The organism is Tabrizicola piscis (assembly GCF_003940805.1).
GTDB classification, from domain to species: Bacteria; Pseudomonadota; Alphaproteobacteria; order Rhodobacterales; family Rhodobacteraceae; genus Tabrizicola; species Tabrizicola piscis.
The window spans coordinates 3,591,454-3,612,083 of the sequence record NZ_CP034328.1; the positions used below are offsets into that span (position 1 = coordinate 3,591,454).

The 20,630-nt window shown below is 66.7% G+C and carries 19 protein-coding genes; 6 read left to right on the forward strand and 13 right to left on the reverse strand.

Going from position 1 to position 20,630, the window contains the following annotated elements:
- Nucleotides 1–52 precede the first annotated feature (52 nt).
- The 4 genes from EI545_RS17490 (at nt 53) to EI545_RS17505 (ending at nt 5,522) form a co-directional block, all read left to right on the forward strand.
- A complete protein-coding gene (locus EI545_RS17490) occupies nt 53–1,141 on the forward strand; it encodes a rhamnan synthesis F family protein (RefSeq protein ID WP_125326649.1) in 1,089 nt (362 codons plus the stop codon).
- A gap of 129 nt (nt 1,142–1,270) precedes the next feature.
- Nucleotides 1,271–2,305, forward strand: coding sequence for a cysteine synthase A (locus tag EI545_RS17495; RefSeq protein ID WP_125326650.1), 1,035 nt, complete (start codon nt 1,271–1,273; stop codon nt 2,303–2,305).
- A gap of 35 nt (nt 2,306–2,340) precedes the next feature.
- On the forward strand, nt 2,341–4,809 hold the full coding sequence (locus tag EI545_RS17500) for a DUF3772 domain-containing protein (protein ID WP_164517334.1): 2,469 nt from the start codon (nt 2,341–2,343) through the stop codon (nt 4,807–4,809).
- Nucleotides 4,806–5,522, forward strand: coding sequence for an alanyl-tRNA editing protein (locus EI545_RS17505; RefSeq protein ID WP_125326652.1), 717 nt, complete (start codon nt 4,806–4,808; stop codon nt 5,520–5,522). The genes EI545_RS17500 and EI545_RS17505 overlap by 4 nt, the downstream gene beginning before the upstream one ends.
- Before the next feature lie 128 nt (nt 5,523–5,650).
- Here EI545_RS17505 and EI545_RS17510 read toward each other — a convergent pair whose 3' ends face one another.
- The 5 genes from EI545_RS17510 to EI545_RS17530 are packed head-to-tail and all read right to left on the reverse strand — an operon-like array spanning nt 5,651 to nt 10,482.
- Entirely contained in the window at nt 5,651–7,114 is a 1,464-nt protein-coding gene (locus tag EI545_RS17510; protein WP_125326653.1) for an aldehyde dehydrogenase, read from the reverse strand.
- 27 nt (nt 7,115–7,141) lie between these two features.
- Nucleotides 7,142–8,179, reverse strand: coding sequence for an LLM class flavin-dependent oxidoreductase (locus EI545_RS17515; protein ID WP_125326654.1), 1,038 nt, complete (start codon nt 8,177–8,179; stop codon nt 7,142–7,144).
- Nucleotides 8,176–9,111, reverse strand: a complete 936-nt coding sequence (locus EI545_RS17520; RefSeq protein WP_125326655.1) for a flavin reductase family protein — start codon at nt 9,109–9,111, stop codon at nt 8,176–8,178. The genes EI545_RS17515 and EI545_RS17520 overlap by 4 nt, the downstream gene beginning before the upstream one ends.
- Nucleotides 9,108–9,908, reverse strand: coding sequence for an alpha/beta fold hydrolase (locus EI545_RS17525; RefSeq protein WP_125326656.1), 801 nt, complete (start codon nt 9,906–9,908; stop codon nt 9,108–9,110). The genes EI545_RS17520 and EI545_RS17525 overlap by 4 nt, the downstream gene beginning before the upstream one ends.
- Nucleotides 9,880–10,482, reverse strand: coding sequence for an amino acid synthesis family protein (locus EI545_RS17530; protein ID WP_125326657.1), 603 nt, complete (start codon nt 10,480–10,482; stop codon nt 9,880–9,882). Before EI545_RS17530 ends, EI545_RS17525 begins: the two co-directional genes overlap by 29 nt.
- A 98-nt stretch (nt 10,483–10,580) precedes the next feature.
- Here EI545_RS17530 and EI545_RS17535 point away from each other — a divergent pair, with 98 nt between their 5' ends.
- Both EI545_RS17535 and EI545_RS17540 read left to right on the forward strand, forming a co-directional pair.
- A complete protein-coding gene (locus tag EI545_RS17535) occupies nt 10,581–11,255 on the forward strand; it encodes a GntR family transcriptional regulator (protein ID WP_125326658.1) in 675 nt (224 codons plus the stop codon).
- Entirely contained in the window at nt 11,252–11,542 is a 291-nt protein-coding gene (locus EI545_RS17540) for a DUF1330 domain-containing protein (protein WP_125326659.1), read from the forward strand. Before EI545_RS17535 ends, EI545_RS17540 begins: the two co-directional genes overlap by 4 nt.
- A 34-nt stretch (nt 11,543–11,576) precedes the next feature.
- On the opposite strand, the gene EI545_RS17545 is transcribed toward EI545_RS17540, so the two are convergent.
- The 8 genes from EI545_RS17545 to EI545_RS17580 all read right to left on the reverse strand — a co-directional run bounded on the left by EI545_RS17545 (nt 11,577) and on the right by EI545_RS17580 (nt 20,604).
- The gene (locus tag EI545_RS17545) at nt 11,577–12,848 is read right to left on the reverse strand and encodes a glycerate kinase type-2 family protein (RefSeq protein ID WP_125326660.1); all 1,272 of its coding nucleotides are present in this window, start codon (nt 12,846–12,848) and stop codon (nt 11,577–11,579) included.
- Nucleotides 12,845–13,858 (reverse strand): LacI family DNA-binding transcriptional regulator, encoded by a 1,014-nt coding sequence (locus EI545_RS17550; protein WP_125326661.1) that lies wholly within the window; start codon nt 13,856–13,858, stop codon nt 12,845–12,847. The genes EI545_RS17545 and EI545_RS17550 overlap by 4 nt, the downstream gene beginning before the upstream one ends.
- A gap of 5 nt (nt 13,859–13,863) precedes the next feature.
- Nucleotides 13,864–15,033, reverse strand: a complete 1,170-nt coding sequence (locus EI545_RS17555; RefSeq protein ID WP_125326662.1) for a dihydrodipicolinate synthase family protein — start codon at nt 15,031–15,033, stop codon at nt 13,864–13,866.
- A 151-nt stretch (nt 15,034–15,184) separates the two neighbouring features.
- Nucleotides 15,185–15,505, reverse strand: coding sequence for a Dabb family protein (locus tag EI545_RS17560; protein WP_125326663.1), 321 nt, complete (start codon nt 15,503–15,505; stop codon nt 15,185–15,187).
- Nucleotides 15,502–17,082: a GMC family oxidoreductase gene (locus EI545_RS17565; protein ID WP_125326664.1), complete on the reverse strand. Its 1,581-nt coding sequence runs from the start codon at nt 17,080–17,082 to the stop codon at nt 15,502–15,504. Before EI545_RS17565 ends, EI545_RS17560 begins: the two co-directional genes overlap by 4 nt.
- A gap of 176 nt (nt 17,083–17,258) precedes the next feature.
- Entirely contained in the window at nt 17,259–18,008 is a 750-nt protein-coding gene (locus EI545_RS17570) for a 3-ketoacyl-ACP reductase (RefSeq protein ID WP_125326665.1), read from the reverse strand.
- A complete protein-coding gene (locus tag EI545_RS17575) occupies nt 18,005–19,492 on the reverse strand; it encodes an FAD-dependent oxidoreductase (RefSeq protein WP_125326666.1) in 1,488 nt (495 codons plus the stop codon). Before EI545_RS17575 ends, EI545_RS17570 begins: the two co-directional genes overlap by 4 nt.
- The gene (locus EI545_RS17580) at nt 19,492–20,604 is read right to left on the reverse strand and encodes an ABC transporter ATP-binding protein (protein WP_125326667.1); all 1,113 of its coding nucleotides are present in this window, start codon (nt 20,602–20,604) and stop codon (nt 19,492–19,494) included. The genes EI545_RS17575 and EI545_RS17580 overlap by 1 nt, the downstream gene beginning before the upstream one ends.
- Between the last annotated feature and the right edge of the window lie 26 nt (nt 20,605–20,630).

The following is a 20,630-nucleotide window of genomic DNA, read 5'->3' on the forward strand; positions in this document are numbered from 1 at the left end:
CGTGTCAAAAGTCGCTAGCAGACTTCGACGCGACCTTCCATGGAGAGCAGGCATGCCCGCCGCAAAGCTGCGCCGCGAGATTGCAAGGATCGGGCAAAGGCTGGTTGACCTGTGGTCGCTCCCGCAGGAACGCCGCCACCAGCGCGCGCACGACAGCCGCTTTCCCCAGACGCTGCAGGTGACGGCGGGGCAGGTGTCCCCACAGCCCAAGGTCGCCCTGCTGGTGGTCTGGCAACCGGCTGGCCTTGCGCCATCGGTGCTGGCGACTTGCCGGCACCTTGTGGCCTCCGGCTACGCCCCGCTTGTCGTGTCGAACGCGCCGCTGGCTGGCCCGGACCGGGCTTTGTTGGCCGCCGAGGTCTGGCAGATCGCCGAACGCGACAATATCGGCCATGATTTCGGCGCCTACCGCGATGGCATCCTGCTGCTTCGGCACCAGAACCTGCAGCCGCAGAGGTTGCTCCTGCTGAATGACAGCATCTGGTTTCCATGGGCCGAGGCGGATGGCCTTCTGACGGACCTTGAGGGGGACCCGGCATCCGATGGCTTTATCGGCGCAGCCTGGATGGAACGCCCTGGCAAGGCCCATGCCGCGCATTTCCAGTCCTATCTGGTGATGTTCGGGCCCCGTGCGCTGGATCATCCCGCCTTTGCCCGCTTCTGGTCGGACTATCTGCTGTCGTCGCGCCGGGACAGTGTCTTGAAACGGGGCGAAAAGGGGCTGTCGCGGGCCATGGTTGCCGCCGGGCTTGCCGCGCCATCGCAACGCTCCGCCGCCGGGCTGTCGCAATATGCCCAGACCTTGCCGGACGAAGACCTTGGCAAGGCGCTGGATTATGCGGCCCTGACCGACCCTGACCGCCAAAAACAGCGGGATGCGATTTTAGCCACGGCGGGTAAGGCGGGGTTTCGCCCGGCCGCTTTGCACTTCCTGAACTCCAGCCTTGCCACAGCCTTCTTTCTGGAAACCCATCCCTACCTTGCCGCCCGCGCCTTCGGCTTGCACTTTGTCAAAAAGCGCCGCGACGCCCTGTCGGTCGAGGCGCGCAGGCAGGTCCTGCGGGCTGTGGCTGCCGGGGACCTGCCGGAACCGCAGCCTGCCGTGCTGGCCGAAATCCGCCGGCATGACCCCCCCGTGTGACAAATTCCCGTCGCTGCCCGCAGATCATCGGACGGTCAGTCAGGAACCTGCCCGCCAACCCTGTCCCCCTCCCTTGAGTTTCAGCCACGGTCCCCCTACACCTGTAAGGCGGAAACAAGGACCATCCCCATGCGCATTCATTCGGATCTGGCCGACACCATCGGCAACACGCCGCTTCTGAAGCTGCACAAGGCGTCAGAGCTGACCGGCTGCACGATCCTGGGCAAAGCCGAATTCATGAACCCCGGCCAGTCGGTCAAGGACCGGGCGGCGCTTTACATCATCAAGGACGCCATCGCCAAAGGTCACTTGAAGCCGGGCGGCACGATTGTCGAAGGCACGGCGGGCAACACCGGGATCGGTCTGGCACTGGTCGGTGCCTCGATGGGCTTCCGCACGGTGATCGTGATCCCGGAAACCCAAAGTCAGGAAAAGAAGGACATGCTGCGTCTGGCGGGTGCCGAACTCGTGCAGGTCCCGGCAGCCCCCTACCGCAACCCGAACAACTATGTCCGCTATTCGGGCCGCCTGGCCGAGGCTTTGGCGAAGTCTGAACCGAACGGCGCGATCTGGGCCAACCAGTTCGACAACGTCGCCAACCGCCAGGCTCATATCGAGATGACGGGCCCGGAAATCTGGGACCAGACCGGCGGCAAGGTGGATGGCTTCATCTGCGCCGTGGGCTCGGGCGGGACGCTGGCAGGCGTCGGCATGGCCCTCCAGCCCAAGGGCGTGAAGATCGGCCTTGCCGACCCCGAAGGCGCGGCGCTCCATGCGTTCTATACCACGGGCAAGCTGGAAAGCCCCGGCTCCTCGATCACCGAAGGCATCGGGCAGGGGCGCATCACCGCCAACCTTGAAGGCTTCACCCCCGATTTCAGCTACCGCATCCCCGATGCCGAGGCGCTGCCCATCGTCTTCGACCTTCTGCAGGACGAAGGCCTCTGCATGGGCGGATCAACCGGCATCAACATCGCCGGGGCGATCCGCATGGCGCGCGACATGGGGCCGGGCAAGACCATCGTCACCATCCTGTGCGACTACGGCAGCCGCTATCAGTCCAAGGTCTACAACCCCACCTTCCTGCGCGAAAAGGGGTTGCCGGTGCCCGATTGGCTGGACCGTCCCGCCCGCCCGATCCCGGCGGTGTTCGAAGACGCATGACGCGGTTGACCGGATGGCCGGCGCTCAGGTGGCCCGTGCTCAGGTGGCTAACGCTTGCGCTTGCGCTCCTTGCAGCGCCTGCACCCGCGCAAGACCAGACCGGCGCCGTTCCGATCACCGGGGTCGAAACCGCGCCCACGGACGGCTCCCTGAACTATGCCGAATGGGAGACGATGGCCGAGCGGGCCGAAGCCGAACTGGCCAATCGCAACACCTCGACTGACCGGCTGGACGAAATCCGCAGCCAGCTTGCCAAGTGGCGGGCAGCCCTGCTTGACGCGCAAAGCGCAAACTCGGCCCGGATCATCACCCTGCGCCAGCAGCTTGACGCGCTGGGCCCCACCCCTGCGGAAGGCGAGACCGAGGCTGAGGAAATCTCGAAACGGCGGCAGGAACTTGCCGGCCAGCTGGTTCGCCTGCAGGCCCCCGGCATCGCCGCCGAAGAAGCCTACCGCCGCGCCAATGGCCTGATCGCCGAGATTGACCGCAACCTGCGCGACCGTCAGGCGGATGAACTCCTGCAGCTCTGGCCCTCGCCCCTGAACCCCGGCAACTGGCCCGAAGCGGCGATCGGCCTGTCCGACACCCTGTTGCGCCTGTGGGATGAGGCCGCAACCGCCTGGGAAGACCCCGAAAAGCGCGCCGAACTCTTCGACAACATGCCCCTGATCCTTGTCCTTCTCGTCGTGGCACTGGCGCTGGTCGTCTATGTCCGCCGCTGGATCGAGGTCTTTTGCGACCGGCTTCTGACCGGCGCGTCGGCCCGGGGGCGCAGCCTGTGGTCCCTCCTCGCCTCGACCGGGGGGGTGATCCTGCCGACCCTTGGCATGGTGGCGCTGGCCGCGGCCCTGGTGGCCAGCGGCATGCCGGGCGAGATCGGGATGTCCATCACCTCGGCCCTGCCCGCAGTCGGCTTTGTTGTCTTCGCCGCAGCCTGGCTTGGCGCACGGGCCTTTCCTCTGACCCAAAGCGGCGATGCCGTCCTGCCGCTTCCACCCGAACGGCGGGCTGAAGGGCGGTTCCTCGCCGTGCTGATGGGCTTGGTCGTCGCTGCCGAAGGTTTGCGGTCGGCTGCGATGGATGCGCAGGCCTATTCCGATGCCACGACCTCGGTCATGTCGTTCCCGATCCTGTTGACCGGCGGGCTGATCCTGTTGCGCGTTGGCCGTGTGCTGCGGCGGGCGCGCGAACAGGCGGACCGCAGCTATGCCCTGCGGCTGCTGCTGCTGCTGGCGCGCGGCCTTAGCGTCATCGGCATCGCCGGGCCGGTGCTGGCGGCGTTCGGCTATGTGCAGGCGGCGTCCGCGCTGATCTACCCCGCGATCCTGTCGCTTGGGCTGATCACGCTGCTGTTCATCCTGCAGCGCATGTTCGGCGACGTCTGGGCGCTGATCATCAAAAGCGATGACAAGGGCCGCGATGCCCTTGTTCCCGTCCTTGCCGGCTTTGCGATCACCCTCGCAGCACTGCCGGTCTTTGCTCTGATCTGGGGCGCGCGCGCCGCTGACATAACCGAGCTTTGGACACGCTTTTCCGAAGGCTTCCAGATGGGCGAGACGCGGATTTCGCCCACCAACTTCATGGTTTTCGCCGTTGTCTTCATCATCGGCTACATGCTCACGCGGCTGTTTCAGGGGGCCTTGCGCACCTCGATCCTGCCCAAGACCAGCATGGATCAGGGCGGCCAGACCGCGCTGGTGGCCGGGATCGGCTATGTCGGCATCTTCCTTGCGGCCCTGATCGCCGTCAGGTCCGCGGGCCTTGACCTGTCCGGTCTTGCCATCGTCGCCGGTGCGCTTTCGGTCGGCATCGGTTTCGGTTTGCAGAACATCGTGTCCAACTTCATCTCGGGCATTATCCTCTTGATCGAACGCCCGGTCAGCGAAGGCGACTGGATCGAGGTTGGTGGCGTACAGGGTCGCGTCCGGTCGATCTCCGTCCGCTCCACCCGGATCGAGACGTTTGACCGCAACGATGTAATCGTGCCAAACGCCGACCTGATCACCGGACAGGTGACGAACTGGACGCGCTTCAACCTGTCGGGCCGCCTGATCGTGCCGGTGGGGGTGGCCTTCGGGTCGGACACCCGCAAGGTGGAACAGATCCTGCGCGAAATCGCCGAAGCGCAGCCTTTGGCCGTGCTGAACCCGCCGCCCACGATTGTTCTGATGGGCTTTGGCGCAGACGCGATCAACTTCGAAATCCGGGTGATCCTGCGCGATGTGAACTTCTCGCTGACCGTCCGCACCGAGATCAACCACCAGATCGTCGAACGCTTTGCCAAGGAAGGGATCGAGATTCCCTTTGCCCAATCCGATGTGTCGCTGCGGAATGTCGAAGAAATCGCCCGCGCTTTGGTCGTGCTGCAGGCGGGCGCTCAGTCGGACAGCGCCGCTGTCCATGCTCCTGCCAGCCCCGATGTGGAGACGGCCCCCAAGGGCAAGCCCCGCAGCGCAGCCAAGACCGCAGTACCGCCTGAAGACGTGAAAGGCTCCGAACGATGACCGACCTGTTGTTCCGCGACGATGCCTATCTTGCCGCCGCTGACTGCCAGATCATCGGCCACACCCCCGAAGGCGGACTGGTCGTGGACCGGTCCATCTTCTATCCCACCGGGGGCGGCCAGCCGGGCGACAGTGGCGTGCTGGAATGGGGCGGCGGACTGGTGCCGATTGCCACCACGCTCAAGGTTGAAGGGGGGGTCGCCCTGATCCCGGCGGAACCCGTGCCGATGCCGCCAATTGGCGCACCCGCCCGGCAGATCCTCGACTGGTCGCGCCGCCACCGCCACATGCGCGTCCACACCGCGCTGCACCTTCTGTCGGTGGTGATCCCGATGCCCGTGACTGGTGGCCAGATTGGTGCCGACCGGGGTCGGCTGGATTTCGACATGCCCGACCCACCCGGCGATATCGCCGCGATCGAGGGGGTGCTGAACGCCCTGATCGCGCGGGATCTGGCGGTGACCGAAGACTGGATCACCGACGACGAACTGCTGGCCAACCCCGGTCTGGTCAAGACCATGTCGGTCCGCCCGCCCATGGGGCAGGGCCGGGTGCGGCTGATCCGGATCGGGCAGGGGGCTGACCAGATCGACCTGCAGCCCTGCGGTGGCACCCATGTCGCCCGCACGGGCGAAATCGGCCGGGTAGAGATTGGCAAGATCGAAAAGAAGGGCCGCCAGAACCGCCGCGTGTCGATTACGCTGGTTGGCTAGACAGTCGCCTCATCAGGCCCCCGCGCCTGATCAAAGTGTTAACGTTTCCTGAACGCCATCTTTAAAGCATTGAAATCGTTGGGTCGGAAACCATGTCCCTGCCCGGGACATGCCTTTGCCCCCCAAGCTCAGCGCATCACGAACGGGTCCGGGATCGGCGTGTCCGAGGTCCGCAGCCAGACCGCCTTGACAGTCGTATAGTCCAGCGCCGCCGCCATCCCGCCCTCACGCCCATGCCCGGAAAGCCCATGCCCACCAAAGGGCGCGATGGGCGAAACGGCGCGGTAGGTGTTCACCCAGACAATCCCCGCCCGCAGCCCCCGGATCATCCGATGCGCCCGCGTCAGGTTCTGCGTGAACACCCCCGAGGCCAGCCCAAAGGCCGTCCCATTGGCCAACGCCAGCGCCTGCTCCTCGGTCTCGAAGGTCTGCACGGTCAGGACAGGGCCAAAGAACTCCTCATGCAGAGCCGGGCAATCGGGCGAGTCCGAGCAATCAAGGATCGTCGGCGCAAAGTAGAACCCCGCGCCGGGCAGGGCGCTGCCGCCCGTCAGCACCTTTGCCCCGGCTGTGACCGACCGGGCGATCAGGTCTTCGATCCGGTCGCGCTGGCGGGCGGTGCACAGGGGGCCAACTTCGGTTTCCATCAGGTCAGGGCGGCCGATGGCGATGGACCCGGCCTTGGCGATCAGGCGGGACAGAAGGGCCTCCTTGACGCTGGCCTGCACCAAAAGCCGCGACCCCGCGACACAGCTTTGCCCGGTGGCCGCGAAGATCCCCGACACCTGCGCATTGGCGGCGCTGTCCAGATCGGCGTCGTCAAAGACGATGAAGGGCGATTTCCCCCCCAGTTCCAGCGAGGTGGAGGCAAGGTTTTCCGCACTCGCCCGAACGATATGCCGGGCAGTCTCCGGCCCGCCGGTGAAGGCGATATGGGCCACCAGCGGATGCGTGGTCAGCGTCTGGCCAGCCTCGGGCCCGCCGGTCAGGATGTTGACGACGCCGGGGGGAAAGCCCGCCTCATGCACCAGCCGTGCAAAGTCCAGCAGGGGCGCAGGCCCATCCTCGCTGGCCTTCAGGACCACGGTACACCCGGCGGCGAGGGCGGGGCCAAGTTTCACCGCCGTCAGGAAAAGCTGGCTGTTCCACGGCACGATGGCCGCGACCACGCCTATGGGTTCGCGTCGGAGCCAAACCTCCATGTCGGGCTTGTCGATGGGCAGATGCGCGCCTTCGATCTTGTCGGCCAGTCCCGCGTAGTAGCGATAGTAGTCCGCCACATAGGCGATCTGCGCGCTGGTTTCGCGGATGATCTTGCCGGTGTCCCGCGTTTCATGCGCGGCCAGCCGGGGGGCGGCGGCCTGCACCAGATCGGCGAGGCGGTAGAGAAGCTTGCCCCGCGCCGTCGCTGTCAGCCCGGCCCAAGCGGGTGCGGAAAACGCCCGGTGCGCGGCCCGGACCGCCCGGTCCACATCCGCCGCCCGCGCCAGCGGCATCCGCGCCCATGGGGTGCCGGTGGCGGGGTCAAGGCTGTCGAACCCGTCAGACCCGTCATGGAACGCGCCGTCGATATAGTGCTGGAACCGCTCCATCGCTGACCCTTTCAGGCAAAGGCTGATTTACGCAAAAGCTGGCATCACATCGCGGATCAGCCGTTCAAGCGAGGCTTTCTTGCGCTGGAAGCTCATCCCGCTGTCGATCCAGAGCGAGAATTCATCATAGCCCAAAGCCTCGATCCGGCGCAGCTTTTCGATCACCTCGGCAGCATCGCCGATCAGCAGGTTTTCCCGCATGGCTTGCGGCGAATAGAACGGGTGCGCGGCGATTTCTTCCGGGGTCAGGGGTTCGATCAGGCCTTGGGTGATGGGCCGCTTGTTCAGGAACCATGCCCCGAAATAGCAGTAGAAGGCATGCAGTTCCTGCGCCGCAAGATCGGCATCGGCGGCGTCTGCGGCGACATAGCCATGCTGCAGGATGAGGATCTTCGGGCGCGGCACCTCCGGGTGCGCGGCGCAGGCCGTGTTGAAGCGGTCCATGAGGGAAACCACCTCGTCATGGGCATTGTGCAGGGGGGTCACCTGCACGTTGCAGCCATTGGCCACGGCGAAATCGTGGCTGGAGGGGTCCCGCGCGGCAACCCAGATCGGTACGCCGCCCGGTTGCAGCGGTTTCGGGGCCGAGGTGGTCTTGGGAAACTGCCAGTACTGCCCGTCATGGGTATAGTCGCCCGCCCAAAGGCCCTGTACCGCCGGAACCAGTTCCCGCATCCGGCCACCGGCATTCCACGCATCCAGCCCCGGCATGATCCGTTCATATTCAAAGCTGTAGGCCCCGCGGGCGATGCCAAGGTCAAGCCGGCCATCCATGATGATGTCGGCCATCGCCGCTTCGCCCGCTAGCCGGATCGGATGCCAGAAGGGCGCGATGACGGTGCCGGTCCCAAGGCGCACGTTTTTGGTCCTGCGGGCCAGATCGACAAGGTTCAGTAGGGGGTTCGGCGCGATGGTAAAGCTCATCCCGTGGTGTTCGCCGGTCCAGATCGCGTGCATCCCGCCCTCATCCGCGATCCGGCACAACTCCAGCATTTCTTCGTAAAGCTGGCGTTCCGGTTCTTCGGGCGTGACCCGTTCCATATGGACGAAAAGCGAGAATTTCATGGGGTGGGACCTTCGTTCAGCCGCTGCACACGGCCGGTTTCCTGCGTGCCGAAATAGATGCCATAGGCGCCGACGCGGGCTTCATCCGCCAGACGTTCCAGCATGATGCGCAAGGCGGGGTCGGTCACATCGGCCACCCCGTCGCGCGACAGTTCGACATAGGCCCCGCCCACGGGTTGCCCGGGTTCGGCCGGGCAGCGCAGGGCGATGTGCTGGGTGCCAAGCCGGGCATCTTCATAGACCGCGTAGATCGACCCGGCACCTGCGGTCAGCCCGTGCCTTGCAATCAGCCCGGCCAGGGCCGCCTGCACCCCTTCGCGGCCCACCCGCGCCATAGGCACCGAAAGCCCGCCGCGCCCGTCATCAACCAGCAGGACCTGGCCTTCCGCCTCGATCACGGCCGAGACGATGACCTCAGGCCCTGCAGGCATTGCCGCCGCCGTGGCTGCCGGGGTGACATAGGCCCCGCGATAGTAGCCAAGTCCGGGGGCGGCCAGCGCCTCAAAGCCACCAATCCGGCCGATCAGGATGGTATGGTCGCCAGCCGGAACGGCCTGTTCCAGCGTGCAGTCGAACCATGCCGAGACGCCGGCCAGAACGGGCGATCCGACCGGCCCCTTGCGCCAGTAGACATCGGCGAAACGGTCCTCGATCGGTTTGGCAAAGCGGGCGGACAGGTCTTTCTGCGCCTCGGACAGGATGTTGACGGCAAAGCCCGTGCCGGTGGCAAAGGCGGTCAGGTTGGCAGACCGGTTCGCAATCGAGACCAGCAACAAGGGCGGGTCCATCGAGACCGAGGAAAAGGAATTGGCGGTGAAGCCAAGCGGTTGGCCATCCTTGACCGTTGTCACGATGGTGACACCGGTCATGAAGCAGCCAAAGGCATCACGCAGGGCGCGCGGGTCTCGAGTGTGGGGGGCGGGGGCGGTCATTCGGCGGCCTCTTTCCGGCTGTCGGCAAGCCAGTCCTGCAGCGCTTGGTTCACCGCTTCGGGCGCGGTCAGGGGGACCATGTGGCGATGCCCGTCAATCACCACTGCCCGGCCGTGCGGGGCCAAGGCTGCCATCTCTCGCGCCATCGCGGGGCTGGAGTTGGTGTCGCCATCCGCGGTCAGGACCAGAAGCGGGCATCTGATCCGCTTGATCCCGTCCGCATAGACCATGTCGCCGGTCGCAAAGGCCCGGTAGGCCGCCGCATAGCCCGCCTGCGGTACCGACCGCAGCCAGCCCGCGACCTGCACCCGCAGACGGCTGGTCGTATCGCCGAACCAGCGGCTGAGCGGCCCGTCGATCCCGCCGCGTCCGACCGAGATTTCCTCGGCCCGGGTCAGGACCGCCGTCCGCGCCTCGGGCGAGCGGCGGTAGACCGGGCACATCAGCGCCGCGCGGGTGACCAGCGCGGGCCGGTCAACCGCCAGCCCAAGCGCAATCAGCGCGCCCATGGAATGACCGGCCACGGCGACCGGGCCAAGGCCAAGGGCCGAGACCAGCCGTGCGGCCCAGGCGGTGTAATCCGGCAGGGCAGGGGTTCCGGGTAGCAGGCTGCTGTCGCCATGGCCCGGCAGGTCGGCGGCGATCACCCGGTGGTGGCCGGCAAGCGCTGCGATCTGCGGCTCCCACACTTCGGCCCGCAGGCCGACGCCGTGCAGCAGCAGGACCGGCGTCCCGGCACCCGCCTCGATCACCCGGACGGATGCGCCGTCAGACAGCCGCAGGGTTCGCGAGATCATGGCCAAGGTCCTTCAGGTCCTGATAACGGTCGCCGATCCGATGATGCGGGCGGCCCCCCGTCGACGCCCCAAGCGCCACGATGATTTCATCGGCGGCGGGGGCATCGGGGATGGCGAAGTGGACGGTCTGGTAATGCGACCGCCGACCTTCGTCATTCTTGTCCATCAGGGGGATCATGACCGGGGTATTCGCCGCCCCCCGCACGTTGGTGAAGGCAAGGTAGGTCTTGGCCCCCAGCGCCTGCCGGTAATGGTTGCCAAAGCGCAAGGTGTGGATCAGGGCGTTCGCATGCTCAAGCTCGCCGTCCAGCCCGACGACGGCGGCCTTGCCGTATCCTTCGACATGATCCGGTCCACCTACGGCTTCAAGGATCATCGCGGTCAGCAGCGCGCCCAGTTCGGGGGCGACGGCGTGGATTTCCGGCTTCAGATCCTCGACAAAGCCACGCCCGGCCCATGGGTTCTTCAGCACCGCTGCCGCCGCGACAAGCATCAGGGGCCGTGGCGCCGCGCGACCGCCTTCGATCAGGATCGTTTCAACATAGGTGAGGGTCTTGCGAATCTGGGCGGGCATCGGCGTCTCCGGGTCTGGTCGCATTGTTTTGGTATACCATCATACAACATGTCAAGTTCTTCTTGTCTTGTCGCCCATCCCCACCTATCCTTTGCGGCATGGATCAGACCGACGACCTTCGCATCAATCAGGCGCCCACCCTGCGCGCATTGGCGGTGGACCGCCTGCGTCAGGCGATCATCGCGGGCCGGTTTCAGGGCGGTGACCGTCTGGTCGAACGCACGCTGTGCGATCAGCTTGGCGTGTCCCGGTCCGTCGTGCGGGAGGCGATCCGGTATCTTGAGGCGGAAGGGCTGGTCGAAACCGCCTCGCGGGCTGGTCCGGTCGTGGCGCGGCTGGACTGGGATCAGGCGGCACAGGTCTACGCCATCCGTCGCCTGCTGGAAGCCGACGCTGCCGCCGCCTGCGCGCGAGCCGCGGGGCCTGCCGTGAAAGACCAGATCACCAAGGCCCTTACCGGGATCGAAGCGGCCGTCGTCAGCCCGGATCAGCCGGGCCTTTATGCCGCCACGACGGAGTTTTACCGCGTGATCTTCACCGCCGCTGGCCACGACATAGCGTGGGAGATTGTCCAGCGCCTGAACGGCCGCATTTCCCGCCTGCGGGCGCTGACGCTGGCCAGCAGTGACCGGCAGGTGTCTGGCCCGGCCCATATGGCCCGGATCGCGGCGGCGATTGTGGCGGGTGACCCGGACGCCGCAGCAAATGCTGTCCGCGCCCATCTGGATGATGCCGCCGAGATTGCCCGCAAGCTGCTTGAGGGGCAAGGATGACCGCGTACTGGATCGCCCATGTCACCGTGACGGATGCCGAGGCTTACAAGGGCTATCAGGCCCTCGCCCCAGCCGCCTTCGCCGCCCATGGCGCGCGGTTTCTGGCCCGGGGTGGGGCGTCGGAAACGCTGGAAGGCCCGGCGCTTGACCGCCATGTGGTGATCGAATTCCCCACGCTGGAGGCTGCCCGAGCCTGCTATCGCTCCACCGCCTATCAGACCGCCCGCGCGCGGCGAGACGGGGCCTGCGTGGCGCATGTGGTGATTGTGGACGGAGTGCCGGGGTAAGGGCATTTCCGGCCGGCCGACCCGCCCGAAGGCCCTAGTCCGGAAGGATCAGCACCGCGCGGAAATCGTTGACGTTGGTCAGGGTCGGGCCGGTGACGACCTGCCCGCCGACAGCAGCAAAGAAGCTGTGGGCGTCGTTCCGCTGCAGGGCGGTTGCCGCGTCAAGACCTGCCGCCTTCGCCAGCCCAAGCGTGTCCGGCCCGATCACTGCCCCCGCAACTTCAGCCGCGCCGTCCACGCCGTCCGTGTCGCAGGCGATGGCATGGATGCCGACTGCACCGTCAAGCGCCAGCGCCAGCGCCAGACAGAATTCTGCATTCGGCCCGCCAATGCCGTCGCCGGTGCGGGTCACTGTCAATTCGCCGCCCGAAAGCAGGAGGACCGGCTTGTCCGCCGGTGTCAGACCGGCCTTGATCTGCCGCGCAAGTGCGGCCTGTTCCGCGGCAACCTCACGGGCTTCCCCCTCAAGCCGGTCGCCCAGAAGCCGAACCTCGCAGCTGGCGGCTTCTGCCAGCTCTGCCGCTGCAGCAAGGGATTGGGCCGGGGCCGCGTAGATCACGTTTTCGACCCGCGACAGGCGCGGATCGCAGGGGGGGATCACGCCCGACCGCAGCAGAGCTTCGGGGACCGAAGCTGGCACCGGGACGGACCAGCGTTGCAGCACTTGGGCGGCGTCGGCGGGGGTGGTCGCGTCGCCGACCGTGGGGCCGGACCCGATGAAGGCCGGGTCATCCCCCGGCACGTCCGAAATCATCAGCGCCAGCATTCGCGCCGGATAGGCGGCGGCGGCAAGCTGCCCGCCCTTGACCCGGCTCAGGTGCTTGCGGACCACATTCATCGCGGAGATGGGCGCGCCACTGGCCAGAAGGGCTGCGTTCACCGCCTGCTTTTCTGCAAGCGTCACCCCTGCGACCGGCGCGACCAGCAGGGCCGAGGCCCCGCCGGAAATCAGGGCCAGCACGAAATCGCCGTCCCCCAGACCCGCCAGAAGGTCCAGCATCTGCGCCGTCGCTGCCGCCCCGGCAGCGTCGGGGACTGGATGGGCAGCCTCGACAATCCGGATTCCCCGGCAGGGGCGGCCATAGCCGTAGCGGGTGATGACCAGCCCCTCGCACGGGCCCCATTCGGCCTCGACCGCCTCGGCCATCCGGGCACTGGCCTTGCCAGCCCCTATGACGACCACCCGCCCGGCAGGCCGGTCCGGCAGGAACCGCGCGAGCGAGCGCATCGGATCAGCCACCTCGACCGCCCGGTCGAACAGGCGGCGCAGGAAAGGGGCGGGGTCAAGGGGCGTTGCGGGGGTCATGGCGTGGGGCCTTTGCTTGAGGCGCGCAGGATCAGTTCAACCGGGGTCACGGTTTCCGGTGGCGGGCGAGTGCCGGTTTCCAGCCAGCCGAGTACCGTCTCGGCCACCCCGCGCCCGAACCCGGCAATGTCGCAGCGGACTGACGTGAGCCCCGGCCAGACCTGGGCACATTCCTCGATATCGTCGAAACCGACGATCCGCAGATCGCGGCCAACCTGCCGCCCAATCTCGGCGCAGCCGGACAACAGGCCAAGCCCGGCCAGATCGTTGAAACAGAGGACGGCGTCCACCTCGGGATGCTCAGCCGCCAGCCGGGCCGCCGCCGCGCGTCCGAAGGTGCGGGTCGGGCGGCCGGGCAGGTGGAGGGGGGGCAGCCCCGCACCAGCCAGCGCGGCAAGGTAGCCCGACATCCGTTGTTCCGTCACTTCGCGCCCCTGCAGCCCGCCAAGAAACGCGATCCGTCGCGCGCCGGTGGCCAGCAGGTGATCGGTCGCAAGGCGGCTGCCGGTCTGGTAATCGGGGACCGAGAAGGGAAAGCGCGCCACATCCGGCACCGCCCGGCGCAAGACCTGCATCGTCGGCACATTCGCCCGGGCAATGGCGTCAAACGTCGCCTCGACCGCGCCATAGGCGGGCGACAGGATCAGGGCGGCGACGCCATGTTCCAGCATCGCCCCCACGACCTGGGCCTGCAGCGCGGGGTCTTCGTCCGTATTTGCCAGAACGCAGGCAAAGCCCTTGGCCGACAGCGCCATCTGCACCGAAGTGGCGAATTCGGTGAAGAACGGGTTCCGCAGGTCGTTGATCACAAGGCCGATCAGCCCGGTGTTGGCCTGACGCAACTGTGCGGCGGACCGGTTGTAGACATAACCAAGGTCCGCCATCGCGCGGCGCACATCCTCACGCGTTTCGCTGCGCACGAGGGGGCTGTTCTGCAGCACAAGGCTGACGGTCGATTTCGAGACGCCCGCCCGGCTTGCGACATCGATGATCGTGGGCCTGCGGTCCATATGCGTCAGGTCTGCTCCACCCCGTGCAGCGCCAGAAGCTGCGCCATCCGCGCTTCGGCAAGGTCTGGCCGGGCCAGAAGGCCCGCCGCATCCGCCAGCCGGAACACCGCAGCATAATGCGTGATGTCGCGTGAGGATTGGAACCCGGCGGGCATGATGAAATGGCGCTGGTGGCCGTTCAGCCACGCAAGGAACGCGATCCCGGCCTTGTAGAACCGGGTGGGCGCGCGAAAGATCTCGCGGCTGAGGGGGACGGTCGGGTCCAGAAGGCGGTTGTAGGTGGCAAGGTCGCCCAGTGCGAGGGCCTCCAGCGCCTGCGAGGCGGCCGGGGCGATGGCGGCGAAGATGCCAAGGAGGGCGTGGGAATGGTGCGTGCCGTCGCCCGCGATGAGGGGGGCGTAGTTGAAGTCATCGCCGGTATAAAGGCGCACGCCGGGCGGCAGGCGGGCCCGGAACGCTTCCTCATGCGCTTGATCCAGAAGGGAAATCTTGATGCCATCGACCTTGGCGGGATTTTCCTTGATCAGCGTCAGCACAAAGTCGGATGCGGCGGCGATGTCGGTGGAGCCCCAGTAACCCGCAAGCCCCGGGTCAAACATGTCGCCGAGCCAATGCAGGATGACCGGCTGCGCCGCCCCGTCGATCAGGCGGCGGTAGACGCTGTGGTAGATGTCGGGACCTGCCTTGATCGCGGTGAACGCGCGGGAGGCCATCAGGATGAGTTGCCCGCCTGCGGCCTCGATGGCTTCGGCCTGCGTTTCATAGGCGGCGGCGATGGCGTCTGGGGTGGTGAGGTCGGCCAAGGGCAAATGGTCGGTGCCAGCGCCGCAAGCTACGCGCGGGCGCATCGGGTGGGCCTTGGCGGCGGCCATGGTGCGCTGGATCAGTTCCAGCGCGGTCGGCCAGTCCACGCCCATGCCGCGCTGGGCGGTGTCCATCGCCTCGGCCAGATGCAGGCCCTGATCCCAAAGCTGGGCGCGGAAGGCGAGGGTCGTGTCCCAGTCGACAGCGGGGCGGCCATCCCAGGGGGAGCGTTCCAGCAAGGGGTCGCTGACGACATGGGCGGCAGCGAAGGCTGTACGGGTAAGCGGGGCTTTCGGCGCGCGGGCGACAAGAGGGGAGCCGGTCAGGCGATAGGGTTCAAGGCGGGCGTCTGTGGTGGGCAGGATCAGCATCGGGCGGCCCCTCGTGCGGCTGTTGAGCGGAGCGCTGGCGCGCACGCCTTTTGTCTCGCCTCTGCGCGCAAGCGCGCAACCGGCGAGGGGAATGGGGGCGCTTCGCCCCCCAAACCCCCAGAGGATATTTGGACAAATGTGAAAGGCAGGGTCATGGCGTGCCTTTGGTCGGCAGATCGAACACGAGGATACCGTCAAGGCCTCCTTCGCTTGCCGCGACAAGAGCGGCGCCTGCGCGTTTGTGGTCGGGGTGGGTCTGGTAGGCGGCGAGCGCTTCCCAATCGGTGAAATCGACGGTGAAGCCGTGCATGTAGCCACGCTCGATCTGTTCGGGGCTTTCGCTGCGGCCTGAGTGGATGGCGAGGATGCCGGGGAGCTTGGCCCGGATCGCCGCGAGGTCGGCGAAGATCGCGGCGATATGGGCTTCGCTCACGTCGGGGCGGGCCTTCATCAGGACGATGTGGCGGATCATGCGGGGGCCCTTTCGCGGATCATGTCGGCGGCTTTTTCGGCGATCATGATGGTGGCGGCGTTGGTGTTGGACGAGACCACGCGCGGCATGATCGAGGCATCGACGACGTGGAGATTTTCGATCCCGTTGAAGCGCAGTTGGGGATCGACGACCGCCCCGGGGTCGCTGCCCATGCGGCAGGTGCCGGCGGGGTGGTGGTCGGTTTTGGAGTGTTTGCAGGCGTAGTCGAAATAGTCTTGATCGGTCTGCACCTCTTGCCCCGGCAGGCGTTCGGCCAGCACAAAGGGTCGCAGCGCAGGTTGCCGCATCATCTCACGCGCGAGTTTCAGGCCGCGGATCGACATTTCGCGGTCATGCGGGTCAGCCCAGTAGTTCGGGTCGATCAGGGGGGCGGCTTTCGGGTCGGCGCTGGCAAGGCGCACGGTGCCGCGTGACCGGGGGCGCAAGTAGGCGGAGTTGAGGGTGACCCCGCCTTGCGGCATGGCGGCCACGCCAGCCTCGATCCCCGAGCCGAGGCCGAGGTGGAACTGGATGTCTGGGCTGCGGGCGTCGGGGTCGGCGTACCAAAAGCCGCCGGTTTCGAACAGGGAGGAGGCGACGGGGCCTTTGCGGGTCAGCAGGTACTGCAGGCCGGCGAGGGCGGAGAGGTGCGGTTTGGCGAAGCGGTCATAGGTGTGGGGGCCGGTACATTCGGCGATGACGAAGAGGTCAAGGTGGTCCTGCAGGTTTGACCCTACCCCCGGTTGGTCAAGGACCACGGGGATGCCAAGGCTGCGCAGATGGTCCGCCGGGCCGATGCCTGAGAGCTGCAGGAGACGAGGGGAGCCGATGGCGCCGGAGGACAGGATCACCTGCGCTGCGTGGATCACGCCCTCGGGGGTTTCCACGCCGACAGCGCGACCGTTTTCCACCACGATCCGCAGGACTTGCGCGCCGGTCCGCACGGTCAGGTTCGACCGCCCCCGTGCCGGGCCAAGGTAGGCGATGGAGGTGGAGGAGCGGCGGTAGTTCCGCTGGGTCAGCTGGTAGTAGCCGACGCCGTCCTGCACCTCGCCGGTCATGTCCATGTTGCGGGGGATGCCGATTTCAGCGGCGGCCTTGAACCAGGCCTCACAGATCGGCAGGGGCGCGCGGGGCTGGCTGACGCCAAGCGGGCCGCCCTTGCCGTGGTAGCGGTTGTCGTGGGTGTCGTTATCTTCGGCGCGGCGGAAGTAGGGCAGGACATCCTCATAGGACCAGCCGGGGCAGCCAAGCTGCCGCCATTCGTCATAGTCCTGCGCATTGCCGCGCGTGTAGATCTGCGCGTTGATCGAGGAGCCGCCGCCGATCACCTTCGCCTGAGTATAGCGGATCACCATCCCGTTCATGTGGCGCTGCGGCACGGTCTGCCAGCCCCATGAGCCGATGCCCTTGGTCATTTTCGCAAAGCCTGCGGGCAGGTGGTAGAAGGGGTGGCGGTCGCGGCCCCCGGCCTCCAGCAACAGGACCTTGGCCGCGGGGTCCTCGGACAGGCGGGCGGCTAGGACACAGCCTGCCGAACCACCGCCGATGATGAGGAAGTCATAGCCTTCGGTCATGTCTTTGCCGCCAGAATTGTGCCGGGAAGGGTGTGGTCTGTCGCCTCCCCTCCCCCTTGTGGGGAGGGGATGGGGGTGGGGGGCCGCTTGGCCTGACGCCAGCCCCCCCACCCCATCCCTCCCCCACGAGGGGGGAGGGGCGCGCGGGTCACTGAAGGTGTGCGCTGCTTCATCCGCTAAAGCCTTTCAATCGAGAGGCCGCCGTCGACGGGGATCACTGCGCCGGTGGCGAAGGCCATTTGTCCGGTGACCAGTGGCAGGATGCAGCGCCCGATATCCTCGGGCTGGCCCCAGCGGCCTGCGGGGACGAGGCCGCCCTCGATGCGGGCGGTGTAAGTCTCACGCACCCCGGCGGTCATGCCGGTTTCGATGATCCCGGGCCGCAGCTCGAAGACGCCGATGCCATGGGGGGCCAGTCGCAGCGCCAGCGTCTTGGCTGCCATCGACGCGGCGGCCTTGGAGATGCAGTATTCGGCGCGTTCGGGGCTGGCCATGCTGGCCGAGACCGAGGTGATGAACGTGATGGAGCGGTAGTGGTCCGCTGGTTCGGCCAGCATCGCCTTTGCCACGGCTTGCGCGAGGAAGAACGCCCCGCGCAGGTTGATGCCAAGGGTCCAGTCGAAGTTCTCGGGCGTGATGTCCAGCATGTCGCCGCGCAGGCGGGCCGGGACACCCGCGTTCTGGATGAGGGCGGTGATCGGGCCGGTGGCTGCCAGCAGGGCAGGGATGCCGGCCAAGTCAGCCAGATCGTGGCGGATGTAGCGGGTGCGTGGGCCAAGCTCCGCGAGGGCGGCTTGCACAGCGGCGGCTTCGGGCGGAAGTTCGGCGGCCAGCACCAGCTGCCAGCCAGCGGCGGCAAGGGTGCGGGCGATGCCAAGGCCAATGCCTTGCTGGCCGCCGGTGACAAGCGCAAGGGGTGCGGTCATGCGGCAGCCCTTCCGATATGGTCACCCGCACGCAGGGCCAGCGCCGCGATGGTCAGCGAGGGGTTGACGGCGGCCGAGGTTGGCAGGACCGAGGCGTCGACGATGTAAAGGTTGTCAAGGTCATGCGCCTTCAGCTGCGCATCCACGACCGAGGTTGCCGGATCGTCCCCCATCCGCGCCGTGCCGCATTGGTGGCTGGGCTTTGACTTCGGAAACCCGCGCGACAGGACAATCGGCCAGCCCGCCTTGCGCATCGCGCGGGCCAGACGCTGTACCAGAAGATCATGCGCCTTCACGTTGGTCTTGCGCCAGTCCACCACAACGCCGCCGTTCTTCCACATGACGCGAGAGTTGGGGTCGGGCAAATCCTCGGACATGGCCATGATGTGGATGGAATGGTCGGCAATGTGGCGGGCAAGCCAGAGCGGCAGCCCCGCCTCACCCGCAAGGATCGGGCCGGTGATCCGACCCAGCATCTGGATATTGCCAAGCGGCTCACCATTCGGGCCGCCAGTCAGGTAGAAGTCGTTGATCTGGATCGTCTTTTCATAAACTGTCCGGTTCCGCCGCAAGGGGTTCCACGCGACCATGCCGGTCAGGTTGTGGTTCATGAAGTTCCGCCCGACCTGATCGGAGCGGTTGGCAAGGCCACTCGGGTGGTCGTCATTGGCGCTGGCAAGGAGCAGCGCCGCCGACATCACCGCCCCGGCGCAGAGGCAGACGGTGGGGGCGGTCAGCACCTCTGTCCTGCCGTCCCGCTCTACCTCCACCCCCGTCACACGGCGGCCTTGGGAGAGGAGGCGCAGGACCTTGGTGCCGGTCAGAAGGCTGACATTCGGGTGCTTCAGCGCCTCGGCCAGACCGCAGCTTTCGGCGTCGGATTTGGCGCCTGTCGTGCAGGGGAAAGCGTCCCATGTGGTGGGGGCGCGTTTCAGCCAGGCGTCGATGTCCACGCCAAGCGGCAGGGCGCTGGGGTGCAGGCCTTGGGCGGCAAAGGCATGGCGCAGCGCCACGATGTCCGCCTCATCCGGGACGGGGGGGAAGGGGTAGGGGGCGGAATGGGGCGGCTCGGTCGGGTCTTGCCGTGCATCGCCCCGCACGCGGTACAGGGTTTCGGCGCGGGAATACCATGGCTCCAGCGTATCGTACCGGATCGGCCAGCCGGGCGTCACCCCGCCAAGATGGCGGAGGGGGGCGAAATCCTCGGCCCGGTAGCGCAGCAGCACTGCGCCGTAGAACTTGGTATTGCCGCCGACGAAGGCATAGTTGCCGGGGTTGAAGGGCGCACCTGCGGCGTCATGCCAGACCTCATCCGGCTTGAAATGCCCGCGCCCGAAGATGGCGGCGGGGTCGCGCGCCTCAACGCTGTCAGCCAGCCGTTCGCCGCGTTCAAGGATCACGATCTGGCGGCCGCTGGGGGCGAGGGCTGCGGCCAGCGTGGCCCCACCCATCCCCGACCCGATGATGATGACGTCAGGCTGCATCAGGGGGCAATCCGTTCCTCGGTCGCCGGGTCGAAGGCCACGGCTTTCTCCATGTTCACGGCAAAGTCGAAGACCTGACCCGGGGCCACCGTCGCATCGGCCCGCATCCGCGCGACAATATCGCGACCGCACAGCTGCATGGTGACGAACGTGTCCGAGCCTGCGGGTTCGGTCACCCCCACGCGGTTGGACAGGGCGACGATGTTGCCGGACTTGCGGTCAGCACCCTCGGGATCGGTGATCGCCTCGGGCCGGATGCCGAGCAGGATCGGCTTGCCCTCCCACGCGGCAAGGTTCGGCTGGCTGAAGCGCAGATGGCGGGTCGCCCCGTCCGCATCGGTGATCTTGGCATGGGGGATGCCGCCCTCCATCACCACGGTCGAAGGCACGATGTTCATGGCAGGTGATCCCATGAACGTGGCCACATAGACATTCGCCGGGGTGTCGTAGATGTCCTTTGGGGTGCCAAGCTGCTGGACATAGCCCTTGTTCATCACCGCAATGCGGGTGGACAGGGTCATCGCCTCGATCTGGTCATGGGTGACGTAGACGATGGTGGTCTTCAGCGTCTGGTGCAGTTTCTTGATCTCGGTCCGCATGTCGACGCGCAGCTTGGCGTCAAGGTTGGACAGCGGTTCGTCGAACAGGAACACGTCGGGGTTCCTAACCAACGCGCGGCCCATGGCGACCCTTTGCCGCTGGCCGCCGGACAATTGCCCCGGCTTGCGGTCCAAGAGGTGGTCGATCTGGAGGAGTTTGGCCACCCGGGCCAGCGCCACATCGCGTTCGGCCTTGGGAACGCCGTGCATTTCCAGCCCGAAGGTCATGTTCTGCCCAACGGTCATGTTGGGGTAAAGCGCATAGCTTTGGAACACCATCGCGATGTTGCGCTTGGACGGATGGACGCCGTTGACCACCCGGCCCTTGATGGCAATCTCACCGCTGGTGATGCCCTCAAGCCCCGCGATCATGTTCAGCAGCGTGGACTTGCCGCAGCCGGACGGGCCGACGAGGACGAGGAATTCACCCTCCTGCACCTCGATGTCGACCTCATGCAGAACCTGCACGGACCCGTAGGATTTGGTGACGTTGCGGATGTCGAGAAAGCCCATCGGTCAGCTCCGGTCGTTGGGTGTCA